Here is a 15,816-nt window from a genome sequence, read left to right as displayed (position 1 = left end):
GCCTGAAGCGCGTATTCATGACCAGGCGCCCGGTGTGATTCCCGCCTGCACGCGCTTCGGCGCAGCCGGAAATGGCTCAGACGGTCTGTCTTCGCGGGTCTTCCCAACCTCGTTATCGAGCGCGCCGGAGCGAATCGGCTTTCCCTCGTATCGTCCCGATGCCGCAACGCCGCCACGCCGGACGGCGTTTCACCGCGCAACCCGCCGGCGAACACCACCACTTTAGGGTGGGCTCGCCCCCTTGAGCCGCCGTCTATCCTAGAAGCCGTAGAGCCCACAGAACAAGGCGCGGAGCACGACATGCCGCGTCTGGATGCCAAGGAGACAGGCGTAGTGACCCACGTCATCGACCCACAACACGCGGCGCCACCCTGGCGCGCCGCCCGATTTCCTCAACGGCGAACGCTGGTCGAGCGCCGCGTTGACGGCACGCTGATTCTGCGCTCCGCGAACCCGCCGCCCGCTATCAGCCAGACGAGCTTTGCCGATTTCATTGCGCAATGGGCGCAGCAGCGCGGCGACACGGCGGCCTTCTGCCAGCGCGGCGAAGACGGCGCGTGGCGCGCGATGACATGGCGGCAACTGTGGGAGCAGGTCCAGTGCGTTGCGGCCGCATTGCTCGACCTGGGGCTGGGCCCGGACCGGCCGCTCATGCTGCTTTCGGGCAACTCCCTCGAGCAGGCCGTGTTGCTGCTCGCCGCCGAATACGTGCGCGTACCCACTGCACCGGTCTGCCCTGCTTACGCCATGCTCAGCAAGGACTTTGCGAGGCTCAAGGGGGTCGTCGAGCTCGTGCCGCCTGCCGCGATTTTCGTACAGTCAGCGAGCGTGTTCGAGCGTGCACTGGACCTGCTCAAGGACATTGAAGCACCCGTCATTGCCGTCGAAGAACCGCGCGGCGACCAGCTTGCGTGGAGCGCCCTCGCGGCCACGTCGCTTACGCCGGCGCGCCGTGCCGCGGTCGCGGCGGCGCACGCCGCGATCCGGCTCGACGACACCGTGCGGGTGCTGTTCACATCCGGCTCGACGGGTGTGCCCAAAGGCGTGGCGCTGACCTATCGCAACTTCCGGGCAGTCGCCTCCTACTATGCGGACAATCTCGCGTGGCTGCACGATGCGCAGCCCGTGTTCCTCGACTGGCTCCCCTGGCATCATGCCCTTGGCGGCGTGCTGAACCTCGGCCGCTCGGTCGAATTCGGCGCAACCCATTACATCGACGACGGACGCCCGCTGCCGGGTCTCATCGAGCGCATCGTGCGCAACCTGCGTGAAGTCTCGCCGACGATCTTCACGAGCGTGCCTTCCGCATGGGCGGTCCTCGCGAACGAGCTGGAGCGCGATCCGGAGCTGGCGCGCAGCGTGTTCTCGAACGCGCAATGCTTTGGCTACGGCGGCGCGAGCCTGCCCGTGGATGTCTGGCAGCGCATCCAGCGCGTTGCCGAGCAGACGATCGGTACACGCATCATGTTTTGCTCGGGGCTCGCCGCGACCGAAACCACCGGCATGGGCACCTACTGCAGCTGGCCGACCGAACAAGTCGGCAACATCGGCACCCCCGTGCCCGGCGCCGAAGTAAAGCTCTGCCCGCTGGAAGGCGGCGACGGACGCTTCGAATTCCGCATGCGCGGCGCGCACATCTTCGGCGGCTATATCAGGAATCCGGAACTGAGCGCGCAGGCGTTCGACGAAGAAGGCTTTTTCCGCCTCGGCGACGCGGTGCGGCTCGTCGATCCGGACAATCCGGCCGCCGGCATGATGTTCGCAGGCCGTGTGGTCGAGGACTTCAAGCTCACCAACGGCACATGGGTGCGCACCGGCGCCGTGCGCCTCGCGCTGCTGGAGCAATGCGCGCCACTCCTCAGCGACGCCGTGATCTGCGGCCACGATCACGACTTTCTCGCGGCGCTTGCGTGGCCCAACGTCGGTGCGTGTCAGCGCGCATTTCCGGAACTCGCCGGCCTCGACGCCGCCGCGCTCGTCCGGCATCCCGTGCTCGTTTCCGAACTTCGCAAACGGCTTGGCAAGACCCGCACCGGAGCAGCCAGCCTGAGCGTCGAGCGCTTGATGCTGATGGACGAGCCCCCTTCGATGGACGCCAACGAGATCGCCGACAAGGGATACGTCAATCAGGCCGTCACGCGCTCGCGCCGGGCGCATCTCGTCGAAGCCCTGTACCGCGCCGAGCCTGACGCGCATATCGCCCGCATTCGCTGATTTAGCCGCCCGCAGCGGCGTCGCTCATGGTCTTGCGACACCGCCTTGCAGATCGGTCGAATGATATTTGATAAGGATGGCGAACTGTACAGCCATATGCGACTTCGTCGCGCGCAAGTCTTAACCCTAACCTGTTATTCCGAAGGAGTCGCTCCATGAGCCGAAATGTCTATGTTGCCGGTGTCGGCATGATCCCGTTCAAGAAGCCCGGTACGAGCGAAACGTACGACACGATGGGCGCCATCGCCACGCGTCAGGCGCTCGCGGACGCGGGCCTCGAATATCGCGACGTGCAGCAGGCATATGCCGGCTACGTGTACGGCGATTCGACCTGCGGACAGAAGGCGTTGTATCACGTCGGCATGTCCGGCATCCCGGTCATCAATGTGAACAACAACTGCGCCACCGGATCGTCGGCGCTTTTTCTCGCCCGGCAAGCCGTGCAGAGCGGTGCGGTCGACTGCGCGCTCGCGGTTGGCTTCGAATTCATGCAGCCGGGGGCGCTCAAAGGGCATTGGGACGATCGTGAGCGTGCGCTCGAGCGTGCACTGAACCTCGTCGACGAACTGGTCGACCGCCCCGACCTGCCGAGCGCGATCCGCCAGTTCGCCGGCGCGGGCCACGCGCATATGAAGAAGTACGGCACCAAGCTCGAAACGTTCGCGAAGATTCGCGCGAAGGCAAGCCAGCACGCCGCGCGCAATCCGCTCGCCGTGTTCCGCAACATCGTCTCGACCGAAGACGTCATGGCCGCCCCCATGCTGTGGGAAGGCGTGCTCACACGCTTGATGGCCTGCCCGCCGACCTGCGGCGCCGCAGCGGCGATCGTCGTGTCGGAAGAATTCGCAAAGAAGCGCGGCTTGCGCACCGACGTCATGATCGCGGCGCAATCGCTCACGACCGACCTGCCTAGCACCTACGACGCTCGCGACATGATCCGCGTCGTCGGCTTCGACATGACGCGCCTCGCGGCTCAACAAGTCTATGAGCAGGCAGGCATCGGGCCCAAGGACGTGGACGTTATCGAGCTGCACGACTGCTTCGCACAGAACGAGCTGATCACGTACGAAGCGCTGGGCCTGTGCCCGGAAGGCGAAGCCGAGAAGCTCGTCAACGACGGCGACAACACCTATGGCGGCGAATGGGTCGTCAATCCGTCGGGCGGCCTGCTCTCCAAGGGCCACCCGCTCGGCGCAACCGGCCTTGCGCAATGCTATGAACTGACGCAGCAACTGCGCGGCCGCGCCGATCAGCGCCAGGTGGAAGGCGCGAAGGTTGCGCTCGCACACAACGTGGGTCTTGGCGGCGCGTGCGTCGTCACGGTCTACAAGTCGGCTTGATCTGCCAGGCACGGGAGGAGCGATCGACATGATCGACAAGCAATTCATTGGCAAGACGATGCCCGAGTTCAGCGTGACGGCCGAAGCCGGACAGCTGCGCTTTTTCGCGAAAGCGACTGGCGAGACCAATCCGGTTTACTTCGACGAGTCCGCGGCACGCGACGCGGACCATCCCGCCCTGCCGCTTCCGCCCACTTTCCTGTTCTCGCTGGAACTCGAGCAGCCGAACACCGCATGGCGCGAAGAAGTCGGCATCGAGATGGCGCGCATTCTTCATGGCGAGGAGTCCTTCACCTATCACCGCCAGGCGTACGCCGGCGACGTGCTGCGCTTTCAGTGCCGCATCGCGGACATCTACGACAAGAAAGGCGGCGCGCTGGAGTTCGTCGTGCGCGAAACGCGCGTGACCAACCAGCACGGCGAACACGTGGCGGATCTGCGCAGCGTGCTCGTGCAACGCAACGGCTGAACGGGAGAACACCATGAACAGTATTCGTTTCGACGACATCAAGGCCGGCGACACGCTCCCGCCGCTGACGCTGCCGCCCGTGAGCCGCACGACGCTCGCACTCTTCGCGGGCGCGTCGGGCGATCACAACGCCGTGCATATCGATATCGACTACGCACGCCGCGCCGGCATGCCCGATGTGTTCGCGCACGGCATGCTCTCGATGGCGTGGCTCGGCCGGTTGCTCACGCAGTGGGTCGATCAGCGGCAGCTGCGTCATTTCGGTGTGCGATTCGTCGGCATCACGCATCTCGGACATCAAATCACCTGCACCGGGCGCGTGGTCGAGAAGTTCGAGGTGGATGGCGAGAAGCGCGTGCGACTCGAAATCCAGACATCCAATCAGTATGGTGAACCGCGCGTCGTCGGCGACGCCGTGGTCGCCTTGTAATTCGCATCGACTCACAGGAGACAGCAAGATGGGAAAGCTTGACGGCAAGGTGGCGCTCGTCACCGGATCGGGGCGTGGCATCGGCCGCGCAATTGCAGAGAAGCTGGCGAGCGAAGGCGCGCGCCTCGTCATCAACGACCTCGACGCCGATCCGGCGCAAGAAACGGTCGAAACGCTCAGGAAAATGGGCGCCGAGGCGGTGGCGTGCGTCGGCAACGTGAGCGCGCCGGACTTCGGCGAGCGCATCGTCAACACGGCGATGAGCACGTACAAGGGCATCGACATCATCGTCAACAACGCCGGCTACACGTGGGACGACGTGATCCAGAAGATGAGCGACGAGCAGTGGTACGCGATCCTCGATTGCCACATGACCGCGCCATTTCGTATCCTGCGCGCCGCCTATCCGCATATCAAGGCCTTGCATCAGGCGGACGTCGCGCAAGGCCGCGAAGTCTATCGCAAGATCGTGAATATCTCGTCCACGTCCGCGCTCAACGGCAACGCCGGCCAGATGAACTACTCGTCCGCGAAGGCCGGTGTGATCGGCATGACGCGCGCGCTCGCACGCGAGTGGGGCCGCTTCAACGTCAACGTGAACTGCGTGGCGTTCGGTCTCATCCACACGCGCATGACGGTCAGCACCGAAGCGGCCGAAACCGTGCAGATCGAAGGCCGCGATATCCGCGTGGGCCTGAATGCGGACTTCTTCAAGGCGCATGCCCAGCGCAATCCGCTCGGCCGTGGCGGCAAGCCCGAGGAGGCAGCGGGCGGCGTGTACCTGTTCTGCTCGCCCGAATCGAACTACATCACCGGCCAGACCATCGCCGTAGCCGGCAATCTGCAGTAACGCTGCCGGCCACAACAACGTCGCTTCTCGCACTCGCTCCGGTTGGTGAAACGCCAACCGGAGCTTTTTTTCTGCTCTTGTCGCGCAAAAGCGCCCCGCCAATCAGGCGTCGAACGCATTCACCGGACCAATGAAGTCCAATTTGCCAACCTCGACCCCATTCGTGCGCAAGATCGCGTATGCCATGGCGACATGGAAGTACACATTCGGAATCACGATCTGCAGCAGATAGTTTTCTCCCGTCAGCTTCCCCGGCACCCATGATACCTTTACGACTTGTGCGGCTGCGTCGTCGTACCGGTCTGCCGGCACGCTTTCAGCGAACTCAATTGTCTTGCGGATGCGCGCACGCGCTTCGTCAAGCGTTTGCTCATTGTCTTCATGTCGCGGTGGCTGCTGCCCTGAAAGCCAGGCGGCCCCACCCTTCAAATAGTCGCAGGCGCTTTGTATCTGATAGAGCAATCCTCCCATGTCGGGAGCGAGACGTGTCGATAACAGAACGGCAACATCGAACTTTCTCGCATTCGCGAAGCGCTCCGCTTTGTCGAGGTAGGTTTCCATGGTTCTGACTGCTTGCACGCATTGTGCAATCGCCTGTGCATACATCGGGCTCTCCTTGAACAGATGTTTTCGTAAAGTCACGCTATGGACTGAACAAGCCGCCACGCCGGCCTGAACTTCCCATACAATTGGGCGACCTGATTCCACGTGGGCGAACGCGTTGGACCGACTAGAAGCCATGGAAATGTTGCTGGGCGCAGTGGACAGGGGCAGCCTGTCGGCAGCAGCTCGCGAACTGAAGATTCCAGTCAGCACACTCACTCGTAAAGTTGCCGATCTCGAGGAGATGCTGGGAACCCGCTTGCTGATACGAACCACGCGAAAGCTGACCTTGACCGACGCGGGCATCGCATACGTCGCAGCGGCGCGACGCATCCTCGACCTCGTGCGCGAACAGGAGCGCGAAGCCACGGGCGAGTTTGCGACAGCAAAAGGGGAACTGGTCGTGACTGCACCCGTGCAGTTGGGCCGCCTGCATGTCTTGCCCGTCATCAATCAGTTCCTCGCTCAGTATCCGGACATCACCGTTCGGCTCCTGCTTTCCGATCGAAACATCGACCTCATCGATTCACACGCCGACCTCGCAGTGCGCATCGGCGAACTCGCCGATAGCAGCATGATCGCGACGCGCATAGGTTCACTGCGGCCGGTCGTCTGCGCAAGTCCGGCCTTCCTCGGCCAACACACGCTGCCGCGCGAGCCGGATGATCTCGTGAAGTATTCGTGCATCGTCTTCAACAGCCCGTATCTTTCGCCGTGGCGCTTTCGCCTTCCCGCCACCCACAAGGTCTATCTGCTCGAAGTGAAGCCTCGGCTCGAGGTGACTTCACCCGACGCCGCAGTGAGCGCCGCCGTGGACAACGTGGGCATCACCTTCGTATTCGAGCACGATGCGGATGAAGCGCTTCGAAACGGGCAGCTCGAGATACTCCTGCCTCAGTTCGAAGTTGAGCCTGTGCCTGTGCATCTGGTTCATGTGTCCAGAAACCTCATGGCCGTAAAACTGCGCCATTTCATCGACTTCGCGGCGCCCAGGCTCAGGGAATCGATGTCCAGATTCGGCAAGCAAAAGCGGCGCTAAGCTGGGCCAGGGACGACCGCCCTCAAAACTCATCACTCGCCCGGTTGATCGCCGAGTACCCGGTCATTGCGCTCGTCGATCAACTCGCGCGTTGTTTGCGTCGCGCCTGGACCGGCAGCGAACCGAACGTCTCGATACGTGAGCGCCTGCCCGGTCGTTGCGCGAACCTCCACCGCCTCGACGGGGTTCCCGCTCGCATGCTCTACCAATGCGATCCGCGGCTTTCCATTCGGCGCAAGCCACTTGTCCCCCCATTGCATGAGCGCGACCAGCACCGGGTACAGGTCCGCCCCTTTCGAGGTCAAGCGGTAGCCAAACGTGTTTGCCCGTTCCGCGACCGGGAACCGCTCAAGAATATCCAGTTCGATCAGACGTTCGAGCCGTGCCGTCAAGACATTACGGGCGATGCCGAGCCCGCTCTGGAATTCGTCGAAGCGCCTGCTGCCTTGCGTGCACTCCCGAACGATCAAAAGCGTCCACCACTCGCCAACCTCGTCGAGGGCGCGAGCGATCGAGCAGTCCATTCCATCGAAGCGTTTTCTGTACATGATGAAACGCATCGTAGCTGAAGTTTCGTCATGCAACTTAACCAGATTCTGGGGAATAGCTTCCCGGTTTCGGCCCGTAGCGTGACGCAACTGCGTTCCCTATAGTTGCGTCACGAAACTTAGCTGGCAGTTGTTCCGGGGAAGTCACCCCGGATCGCTGCCTCACTCCGGATCACCCCGCTATCGTCATACCAGATAGCAAACATTGATCATCCGACGGGCAAACTGCGACACCTCTGTTCGTCGTGCAGCCTGTTCAAACACTTAGGAATGCCATGAATAACCGAATTGATCAGACCGAGGTGGAGATTACGACTCCACGGCGCTCGGCGACGTCCGGCTCCGTTCGATGGGTCGGTAAAGGTGTTGCCACCGTCGTGATCGTCGCCGCCGCGGCCACGGCGTTTCATATGCACGGGTCAAGTGCCGCGCCCGTTGCCGCTTCGCCTCCTCCATCAGTGAGCATCAGCGCGCCACTCCAGCGAAATATCGAGGGCCGGCTCGGGTTTCTCGGCCAGTTTTCAGCGGTCAATCGCGTTGAATTGCGTGCCCAGGTCGGCGGCACGCTCACACGGATCAACTTCAAGGACGGCGACATCGTCCACCAAGGCGATCTGCTTTTCGAAATCGACCCGGAGCCCTATCAGATCAAGTTGAGCGAAGCGATGGCCGAACTCGAATCCGCAAACGCCCGGTTGGCACTCGCCACGCGGGAACTGGCCCGAGCGCAGGAACTGCAGCGTTCGGAAGCGGGAACGGCCGAGAACGTCGACCAGAAAGTCGCCGAGCAGCGCGCGGCACAGGCGGCCGTCGACAACGCGAACGCCCTCGTTCGCGACGCAAGGTTCGACCTCGACCGCTGCAAGATTACGGCGCCGTTCACCGGCCGCATCGGCACGCACCTCGTGTCGACGGGCAATCTGGTATCCGGCAGCCGCGCCGGCACGGGCCCGACAACGCTGCTTGCGACCATCGTTTCGCTGGACCCGATCTACCTCGATTTCGATATCAGCGAAAGCGACTACGCCGCCTTCCAGCGCTCACGCGAAAACCAGAGCGGCCCCCTGGCCGACACCGTGACGCTTTCGCCGACAGGCGACAGCGGGTACACGCGTACGGGCACACTCAACTTTATCGACAACACGCTCGATCGGGCCAGCGGCACGATCCATGCGCGCGCAACGATCCCGAATGGCGACCTCTCATTGACGCCCGGCGGCTTCGCCCGCCTGCGCCTCGCGACCACTGCGCCGCAACCGGCGCTGCTCGTTCCCGATGCCGCCGTGCTCGAGGATCAAACGGACCACATGGTGTACGTCGTGGGAGAAGACAACGTGGCCACGCCCAGAAAGGTGGAGGTCGGCGACCTGCGAGGCGGTCTGCGCGTCATCCGGTCCGGGCTTGCGCCGACCGACCGGATCGTGATCGACGGCATTCCCGCGGTCCACCCCGGCTCGAAGATTTCCCCGCACGCAGGATCGATCCGGTTCTCGGCAAAGCACGGCGACGAAGGAGCAAAATCATGAAACTGACTCACTTCTTTATTGAGCACCCGCGCTTTGCCGCGGTGCTCAACATATTCGCTGTACTCATTGGACTGGCGACCATGGTGAAGCTGCCTGTGGCCCAGTATCCGAACATCGTGCCCACGACCATTCAGATCACGACCTCATATCCGGGTGCGTCGGCCGACACCATTGCGCGCACCGTCGCGACGCCGCTCGAGCAGTCCGTCAATGGCGTCGAGAACATGGATTACATTTCGAGCCAATCGACCAGCAACGGTCAGTTGACGATCACGGTGATCTTCAAGGTCGGCACCGACCCGAACACAGCCCTCTTGCTCACACGCAGCCGTGTGGAAGACACGCTGTCGCGCCTGCCTGTGGAAGTGCAGTTGCAGGGAGTCCAGGTGAAGAAGACCATCCAGGCGCTGCTGCTTGGCGTGCACGTCTATTCGCCCGACGGTTCCCGCAGTCCCGAATACCTGTCGAACTACATGCTCAAGGTACGCGATCAGATCGCGCGCTTGCCGGGCGTGTCGGACTTTCAGCTGTTCGGCGAGCGGCAGTACGCAATGCGAATCTGGATCGATCCGGACAAAGCCGCTTCGTACAACATCAGCGCCAGCGAAATACTCGCCGCGCTTCGCGCGCAGAACGCCGCCGTTTCCGCCGGGGTGCTCAATCAGCCTCCGGTGTCGAACAACGGGACGGGCGCGTATCAGATCAACATCGACGCGCTCGGCCGTCTCTCGACCCCCGAGCAGTTCGGCGACGTCGTCGTCAAGTCCGATGCACAGGGACGCGTCACACGCATTCGCGATATCGGCCGTGTCGAACTCGGCTCCGTGGACTATGGTTCCAGGGCGTATGCCGACCGGTACGCCGCCACGCCGTGGTTCGTCATCGCCACGCCCGACGCGAACGTCGTGCAGGTCGAGCATGACGTGTGGGCCAAAATGGCCGAGCTGAAAAAGCGCTTTCCGCCCGGCGTCGACTACATCAAGATCTACGACCCGACTACTTTCGTTTCCCAGTCGATTCACGAGGTAGCCAAAACCATCGGCATCGCCATTTTGCTGGTAGTCGGTGTGGTGTATCTGTTCCTGCAGAACTGGCGCGCCACGATCATCCCCGTTGTCGCGATCCCGGTTTCGCTGGTCGGCACGTTCACCGTCCTTTCGTTGTTCGGCGCGTCGATCAACAACCTTTCGCTGTTCGGACTGGTGCTCGCGGTTGGGATTGTCGTGGACGACGCCATCGTGGTGGTCGAGAACGTCGAACGCAACATGGCGCTCGGCATGTCGCCGAAAGAAGCCGCCCATCGAACGATGGACGAGGTCTCGACAGCGATCATCGCCATTGCGCTCACGCTGTGTGCGGTGTTCGGGCCCACTGCGTTGATGTCCGGCATCTCGGGGCTGTTCTTCAAGCAGTTCGCGATCACGATCGCCGCCTCCACCGTCATCTCGTGCTTCGTCTCGCTTACGCTGAGCCCTGCCCTGTGCGCGGTGCTGCTCAAGCCGCACGAGATGGAGAAGCCGCACGGCGGCTCGACTGTGCTGAGCCGCCTCCATCATGCGGTGTTTGGCCGGTTCAATCGCTCGTTCGACTGGCTGTCGTCGCGGTACGGAAAGATGACGAGCCGCTTCGTTCGCGCGACCACCGTCATGCTGATCGTCTATGCCGGTCTGATTGGCGCGACGGCCTTGCAGATGTCGAGAATGCCCACCGGCTTCATTCCCGAGCAGGACATCGGCTATCAGGCTGTGATCGCGTTCCTGCCTCCGGGCGCGAGTCTCGACCGCACCGACAAGGTGATCCGCGAGATCAACGACATCGTGCTCGAAACGCCGGGACTCAAGGGCGTCACTCACACGTCGCCCGTGTCGGGCTTCGACGTTACGACGGGCACGATCGCGCCCAACGTGGGCACGCTGTTCTACGGATTGCCTTCGCTGTACGGCAAGCATGTTCCCGGCGTGAATGCCGCGTCGACACTGATCGAACTGCGCAAGCGCGTCGCGGGTGTCAAGGACGCGGTGGTCGTCGTGGTCAATCCGCCGCCCGTGCAGGGGCTGGGCGCGGCGGGCGGCTTCAAGCTGATGCTGGAAGACCGTGGCGGACTGGGGCCGCAGGCGCTCGCCGACGCCGCGCACGCCCTCGTGGCCGCGGCCAACAAGGACAAGGTGTTCGGCGGCGTGTTCACGCTTTACAACGCGGGCGCACCGTCTGTCTACGCCGACATCGATCGCCTCAAGGCAGAAAAGCTCGGCCTTACCCCCACGGATGTGTTTTCCACGATGGATCTTTACTTAGGTTCGCAGTACGTGAACGACTTCAACTTCATGGGACGTACGTATCAAGTGCGGGTTCAGGGCGATGAAGCGTTCCGGAGGACACCTGACGACATCGGCAGACTCAAGGTGCGCAACGCGATGGGAGACATGGTGCCGATCAGCAGTGTGGCGACGTTCAGGAATACCACCCAGCCGTATCGCGTGCCGCGCTACAACATGTACCCCGCAGCGGAAATCATGGGGGCCGCCGCCCCCGGATTCTCGTCGGGCGAAGCCATCGAACACATGGAACAACTCGCCGGACAGGTCCTGCCCAACGGCATCACGTACGAGTGGACCGATCTCGCCCACCAGCAAAAAGAGCAGACCATGTCGCCGCTCGTGATCTTCGCGGCGTCGGCGCTGTTCGTCTTCCTCGTGCTCGCCGCGCAATATGAAAGCTGGAAAACGCCGCTTGCGATCGTCCTGATCGTGCCGATGTGTCTGCTCGCAGCGGCCATCGGTCTGAACATGCGAGGCATGCCCATCGACATTCTTGCGCAGATTGGCTTCGTGGTGCTCGTTGGACTGGCCGCCAAGAACGCCATCCTCATCGTCGAGTTCGCGAGACAGCGCCAGGAGGAAGACGGGGTCGATGCCGAGGACGCCGCCACCCATGCGGCCCATGTGCGGCTGCGCCCGATCCTGATGACGTCGTTTGCCTTTATCGCGGGCGTGGCGCCGCTCGCCATTGCCAGCGGCGCAGGCTCGGAAATGCGGCAATCGCTCGGCACAACGGTGTTCTTCGGCATGCTCGGCGTGACGATCTTCGGGCTCGCCTTCACCCCGGCGTTTTACGCCTTCGTTCGCAAGCTCGGCATGAAAGGCACGGCTGCCTTGCGGCAACTTCGCAGTGGAGAAGTGAAATGAACGGCTTCGTATCCAGGACTTCGAAAGCGCTCGTGGGTAGTCTGATCGTCAGCGCGTTTCTTGCGGGCTGTGCTGTCGGGCCGAACTATGTTGCGCCCACTACGGAGATGGCGCCGTTTCACAACGCGAAGATCGTGGCCGACCGGCAAACGACGTTGCCGGCCCCGAGCCTCGATAGCTGGTGGACCGGGTTCAATGACCCCGAACTGCTCAAGGTGGTGCAACGGGCGCTCGATCAAAACCTCGATATTCAGGCCGCGATGGCGCGCGTCGTCCAGTCGCGCGCCGCGGCCCAGGCAGCGGGTGCCCAGCTGCTGCCGACGGTGGATGCCAACGCGTCGTACACGGCGTTACACCAGAGCGTGCAGAGCCCGCTTGGCGCCCTTGCGAGCGCATTCCCCAACTACAGCCGCGATCAGAAGGAGTACATCGCGGGCGCAACGGCCAGCTGGGAAATCGACCTCGCCGGTGGACTGCGGCGCGCGCACGCGGCAGCCACCGACGAAGAGCAGGCCGCCGAAGCCGCGCAACTCGGAACGCGCGTGACGGTTGCCGCCGACGCGGCCGACGCCTACCTGCAAATCAGAGGGCTGCAGGCGGAGCTGGCCGTTACCCAGGATCAGGTGGATACCGACGCGCGCCTGCTGGAACTCGTGAAAGCGCGCAAACAAGCAGGTGCGTCCGACGAACGCGAAGTCGCTCAGGCTGAAGCGTTGCTGCGTGGCGCACGTGCCACCGTGCCGACCTTGCGCGTGGCGCTCGAAGCGCAATTGAACCGGCTCGATGTGCTGATGGGCGCGCAGCCTGGGACCTATGCGGCGGAACTCGCCACCAACCCTGGTGCCATTCCCGACGTGCCTGCCATTGGCAGCGCGGATCAGCCCGTGGACGTTCTGCGGCGTCGACCTGACATCATCGCCGCGGAGCGCCATCTGGCGGCGTCGAACGAAGCCATCGGCGTCGCAATCGCCGATTACTATCCGAAGATTTCGCTCTCTGGCGCATTGGGATTCGACAGCATCTCGGCCAGCCACTTCCTGAGCGCGAAGTCGTTCCAACCGGTCGGGACCGGCGCGCTGCAATGGCGTCTGTTCGATTTCGGCAAGGTGGACGCAGAAGTCAAGAATGCGCGCGGCGCGTACGCGCAAGCCCTGGCGCAGTATCGCGAGGCCGCGCTCAAAGCGACCGAAGACGTCGAAGACGCCTTGATGACGCTCTCGCAAACGGAGATTCGCGCGCAGGAAATTCAACAGGAAGTCGATGCATTGACGAAGGCGCGCGACCTTTCGGAGAAAGCGTATCGCGCGGGCTCGATCACGCTGACCGATGTGCTCGACGCCGACCGGCAACTTCTCGACGCGCGCGACGATCTCGACGCAACGAAGGCCGACGCCGCCCGCGCGGCAGTACGAACGTTCCGCTCGCTGGGAGGCGGATGGGATGCCCCGCACCAGCAGATGGCTCAGGCCAACTAAGCCGCAGACACCACTTAACCGGTTTATGGGGAACAGCTTCCTGCTTGCGGCCCGTAGTGCGATCCAGGCGGCTTCCCTATAGTTTCGTCACAAGACTAACGTTCTCATTTTTCTGGAGAAGTCGACATGGATCGCCGTCTTCTAACACTCTCACTCGGCATGTTCGCGCTCGGCACCGATAGCTTCGTCTTCGCGGGCATCCTGCCTGAAATCGCGCACTCGTTTGGCGTCAGCATCGGCGCTGCGGGCCAGCTCATCAGTGTCTATGCACTGAGCTATGCGCTGCTCGGCCCAACCATTGCAGCGCTCGCCGCGAACGTCGCACGAAAGCGTCTGCTGCTCAGCGGCATCGGCTTGTTCGTGATCGCCAATCTCGGCACCATCGTGGCGCCGAATCTCGGCATCGCATTGGCCACACGCGCTCTCGCGGGTCTGGGCGCTGCCATGTTCTCGCCCACTGCCAGCGGAACGGGCGCATCGCTCGTGCCGCCGGAGCGTCGTGGCTATGCGTTGTCCATCATCGTGGCGGGTTTGACGACCGCTACCGCGCTGGGCTCGCCCATCGGCGCCGTGATCGGCGGCCTCGCCAGCTGGCACTGGACGCTCGTACTCGTCGCCGCACTCGGCGCGGCCGCATTCGCCGGCATCCTGGCGTTCTTGCCTGAAGTGCCGCTGCCGCCGGCCATCTCCCTCAGCAAGCGCCTGTCTCCGCTCACCGACTCCCGCGTGGGACTCACGCTCACGACGACGGTGCTGGCCCAGATCGGCACCTTCATCATCTTCAGCTACTTCTCCGTCGTGTTCGACCGTGCCACTGGTCACAGCGCCACGGTGCTCGGTGGACTGCTGGTGCTTTGGGGCCTGGCGGGAACCTGCTCGAATCTGCTGACGGGGCGAATTCTCGACAGGATCGGTTCGCACAAGGTCGTCATGATCAAGCTGGCCATTGTTGCAATCGTCATTCTCACCATGCCGATCACCGGAGCACACCTCTGGAGCGCAGCGATCGCTGTCACGATCTGGGGCGCCTGTGCATGGGGCGTGCTGGTGCCGCAGCAGTTCCGCCTTGCGAGCCTGAATCCGCCGATGACCGCCGTGCTGGTAGGCCTGAATACTTCGGCGACTTATGTGGGTGTCTCCATCGCGGGCGCGCTCGGCGCCGCCGTGATCCCGGTCATCGGCAGTCACAACCTGGGCTACCTCTCGAGCATTCCCGTGGTCATCGCGATTCTCGTTTCCGAACTCGCAACGCGGCGCATTGCAGCGTCTGCGAACCCGGCAAAGCGCGCAGTAGCGGCTTGAGCTTCCATCCCGATACAAGGAAAGAGCCATGTCTAACGCAAACACATTCCGTCAGTTGCACGACAATACCTCGCCGCTGCGGCTGCCGAATGCCTGGGATGCCGGCAGTGCACGTCTCATCGAGGCGTTGGGGTCCCCCGCAATCGCCACGACCAGCGCGGGCTTTGCATGGGCATTGGGATACCCGGACGGCCGCATGCTGCCGTTCGACGAGGTCGCGGCTTGCGTTCGACGCATGATTCGCGTGCTGAACGTGCCTTTGTCGGTCGATATCGAACATGGCTATTCAGACGATCCCAAAACCGTTGCAGGCCATGTCATGCGGCTAGTGGATCTTGGCGTCGCCGGGATCAATATCGAAGACGGTACAGACCCGGCATCGCTTCTCGCCTTGAAGATCGAGGCGATCAGGAATGCCGTTGCGAAATCGGGCTCGGATCTCTTCGTCAACGCGCGCAGCGACGTATTTCTTGCACGGCTCGCTGAACCATCGAAGCAGCCGGAAGAGTCGATCGCTCGCGGCAACCTGTATGCGTCAGCCGGCGCGGACGGTCTTTTCCTTCCGGCGCTCGCGCGGTCATCCGATATCGAAACGATTGTCGGCGCCATTCGCTTGCCACTTAACGTCATGGCCGTACCAGGACTCGCCGACGCAACGACGCTCGGAAAACTGGGCGTGCGGCGCTTAAGTGCGGGTAGCGCCATTTCGCAAGCCGTGCTCGCGAAGGCGAAGACCCTCGCACAAGACTTTCTGGAAAGCGGCCGTTTTGAAGCTCTCGAGAGCCATCCCCTGCCGTATTCCGAGATCCAAGGTCTTTTCGCATAACTGACTGTA

At 62.9% G+C, this 15,816-nt stretch carries 13 protein-coding genes; 11 read left to right on the top strand and 2 right to left on the bottom strand.

All coding sequences use genetic code 11. The features are described 5' to 3' along the window. The first annotated feature begins 300 nt into the window (after positions 1 to 300). From U5A57_RS10780 to U5A57_RS10760, 5 genes are all read left to right on the top strand, one after another. Positions 301 to 2,214, top strand: coding sequence for a feruloyl-CoA synthase (locus U5A57_RS10780; RefSeq protein ID WP_321910666.1), 1,914 nt, complete (start codon positions 301 to 303; stop codon positions 2,212 to 2,214). Positions 2,215 to 2,369: 155 nt separating this feature from the next. Next, positions 2,370 to 3,554 carry a lipid-transfer protein gene (locus U5A57_RS10775; RefSeq protein WP_321910664.1) on the top strand — a complete coding sequence of 395 codons (1,185 nt, stop codon included), beginning with the start codon at positions 2,370 to 2,372 and terminating at the stop codon, positions 3,552 to 3,554. Between the two features lie 28 nt (positions 3,555 to 3,582). Continuing rightward, on the top strand, positions 3,583 to 4,023 hold the full coding sequence (locus U5A57_RS10770) for a MaoC family dehydratase N-terminal domain-containing protein (RefSeq protein ID WP_321910663.1): 441 nt from the start codon (positions 3,583 to 3,585) through the stop codon (positions 4,021 to 4,023). Positions 4,024 to 4,036: 13 nt separating this feature from the next. Next, a complete protein-coding gene (locus tag U5A57_RS10765) occupies positions 4,037 to 4,453 on the top strand; it encodes a MaoC family dehydratase (RefSeq protein ID WP_321910661.1) in 417 nt (138 codons plus the stop codon). A gap of 28 nt (positions 4,454 to 4,481) precedes the next feature. Continuing rightward, on the top strand, positions 4,482 to 5,303 hold the full coding sequence (locus tag U5A57_RS10760; RefSeq protein WP_321910660.1) for an SDR family NAD(P)-dependent oxidoreductase: 822 nt from the start codon (positions 4,482 to 4,484) through the stop codon (positions 5,301 to 5,303). Positions 5,304 to 5,405: 102 nt separating this feature from the next. On the opposite strand, the gene U5A57_RS10755 is transcribed toward U5A57_RS10760, so the two are convergent. Beyond that, positions 5,406 to 5,909 (bottom strand): DUF1993 domain-containing protein, encoded by a 504-nt coding sequence (locus U5A57_RS10755; RefSeq protein ID WP_321910658.1) that lies wholly within the window; start codon positions 5,907 to 5,909, stop codon positions 5,406 to 5,408. A gap of 133 nt (positions 5,910 to 6,042) precedes the next feature. Between U5A57_RS10755 and U5A57_RS10750 the strand changes: the two genes are divergently transcribed. Beyond that, entirely contained in the window at positions 6,043 to 6,945 is a 903-nt protein-coding gene (locus tag U5A57_RS10750; protein WP_321910656.1) for a LysR family transcriptional regulator, read from the top strand. Positions 6,946 to 6,977: 32 nt separating this feature from the next. Here the strand turns inward: U5A57_RS10750 and U5A57_RS10745 are convergent, their stop codons facing one another. Continuing rightward, entirely contained in the window at positions 6,978 to 7,493 is a 516-nt protein-coding gene (locus tag U5A57_RS10745) for a helix-turn-helix domain-containing protein (RefSeq protein WP_321910864.1), read from the bottom strand. Positions 7,494 to 7,768: 275 nt separating this feature from the next. Here U5A57_RS10745 and U5A57_RS10740 point away from each other — a divergent pair, with 275 nt between their 5' ends. The 5 genes from U5A57_RS10740 (at position 7,769) to U5A57_RS10720 (ending at position 15,807) form a co-directional block, all read left to right on the top strand. Beyond that, a complete protein-coding gene (locus U5A57_RS10740; RefSeq protein ID WP_321910654.1) occupies positions 7,769 to 9,019 on the top strand; it encodes an efflux RND transporter periplasmic adaptor subunit in 1,251 nt (416 codons plus the stop codon). After that, positions 9,016 to 12,204: an efflux RND transporter permease subunit gene (locus tag U5A57_RS10735; protein WP_321910652.1), complete on the top strand. Its 3,189-nt coding sequence runs from the start codon at positions 9,016 to 9,018 to the stop codon at positions 12,202 to 12,204. Before U5A57_RS10740 ends, U5A57_RS10735 begins: the two co-directional genes overlap by 4 nt. Continuing rightward, positions 12,201 to 13,679 carry an efflux transporter outer membrane subunit gene (locus U5A57_RS10730; protein ID WP_321910651.1) on the top strand — a complete coding sequence of 493 codons (1,479 nt, stop codon included), beginning with the start codon at positions 12,201 to 12,203 and terminating at the stop codon, positions 13,677 to 13,679. The genes U5A57_RS10735 and U5A57_RS10730 overlap by 4 nt, the downstream gene beginning before the upstream one ends. Before the next feature lie 126 nt (positions 13,680 to 13,805). Continuing rightward, complete coding sequence (locus U5A57_RS10725) at positions 13,806 to 14,981, top strand: MFS transporter (protein ID WP_321910650.1); 1,176 nt, start codon at positions 13,806 to 13,808, stop codon at positions 14,979 to 14,981. Between the two features lie 28 nt (positions 14,982 to 15,009). Then, positions 15,010 to 15,807 (top strand): isocitrate lyase/phosphoenolpyruvate mutase family protein, encoded by a 798-nt coding sequence (locus U5A57_RS10720; RefSeq protein WP_321910649.1) that lies wholly within the window; start codon positions 15,010 to 15,012, stop codon positions 15,805 to 15,807. The last annotated feature ends 9 nt before the right edge of the window (positions 15,808 to 15,816 follow it).

The organism is Paraburkholderia sp. J11-2 (assembly GCF_905220185.1).
Classification (GTDB): domain Bacteria; phylum Pseudomonadota; class Gammaproteobacteria; order Burkholderiales; family Burkholderiaceae; genus Paraburkholderia.
This window is presented reverse-complemented; position numbering and strand designations above follow the sequence as displayed.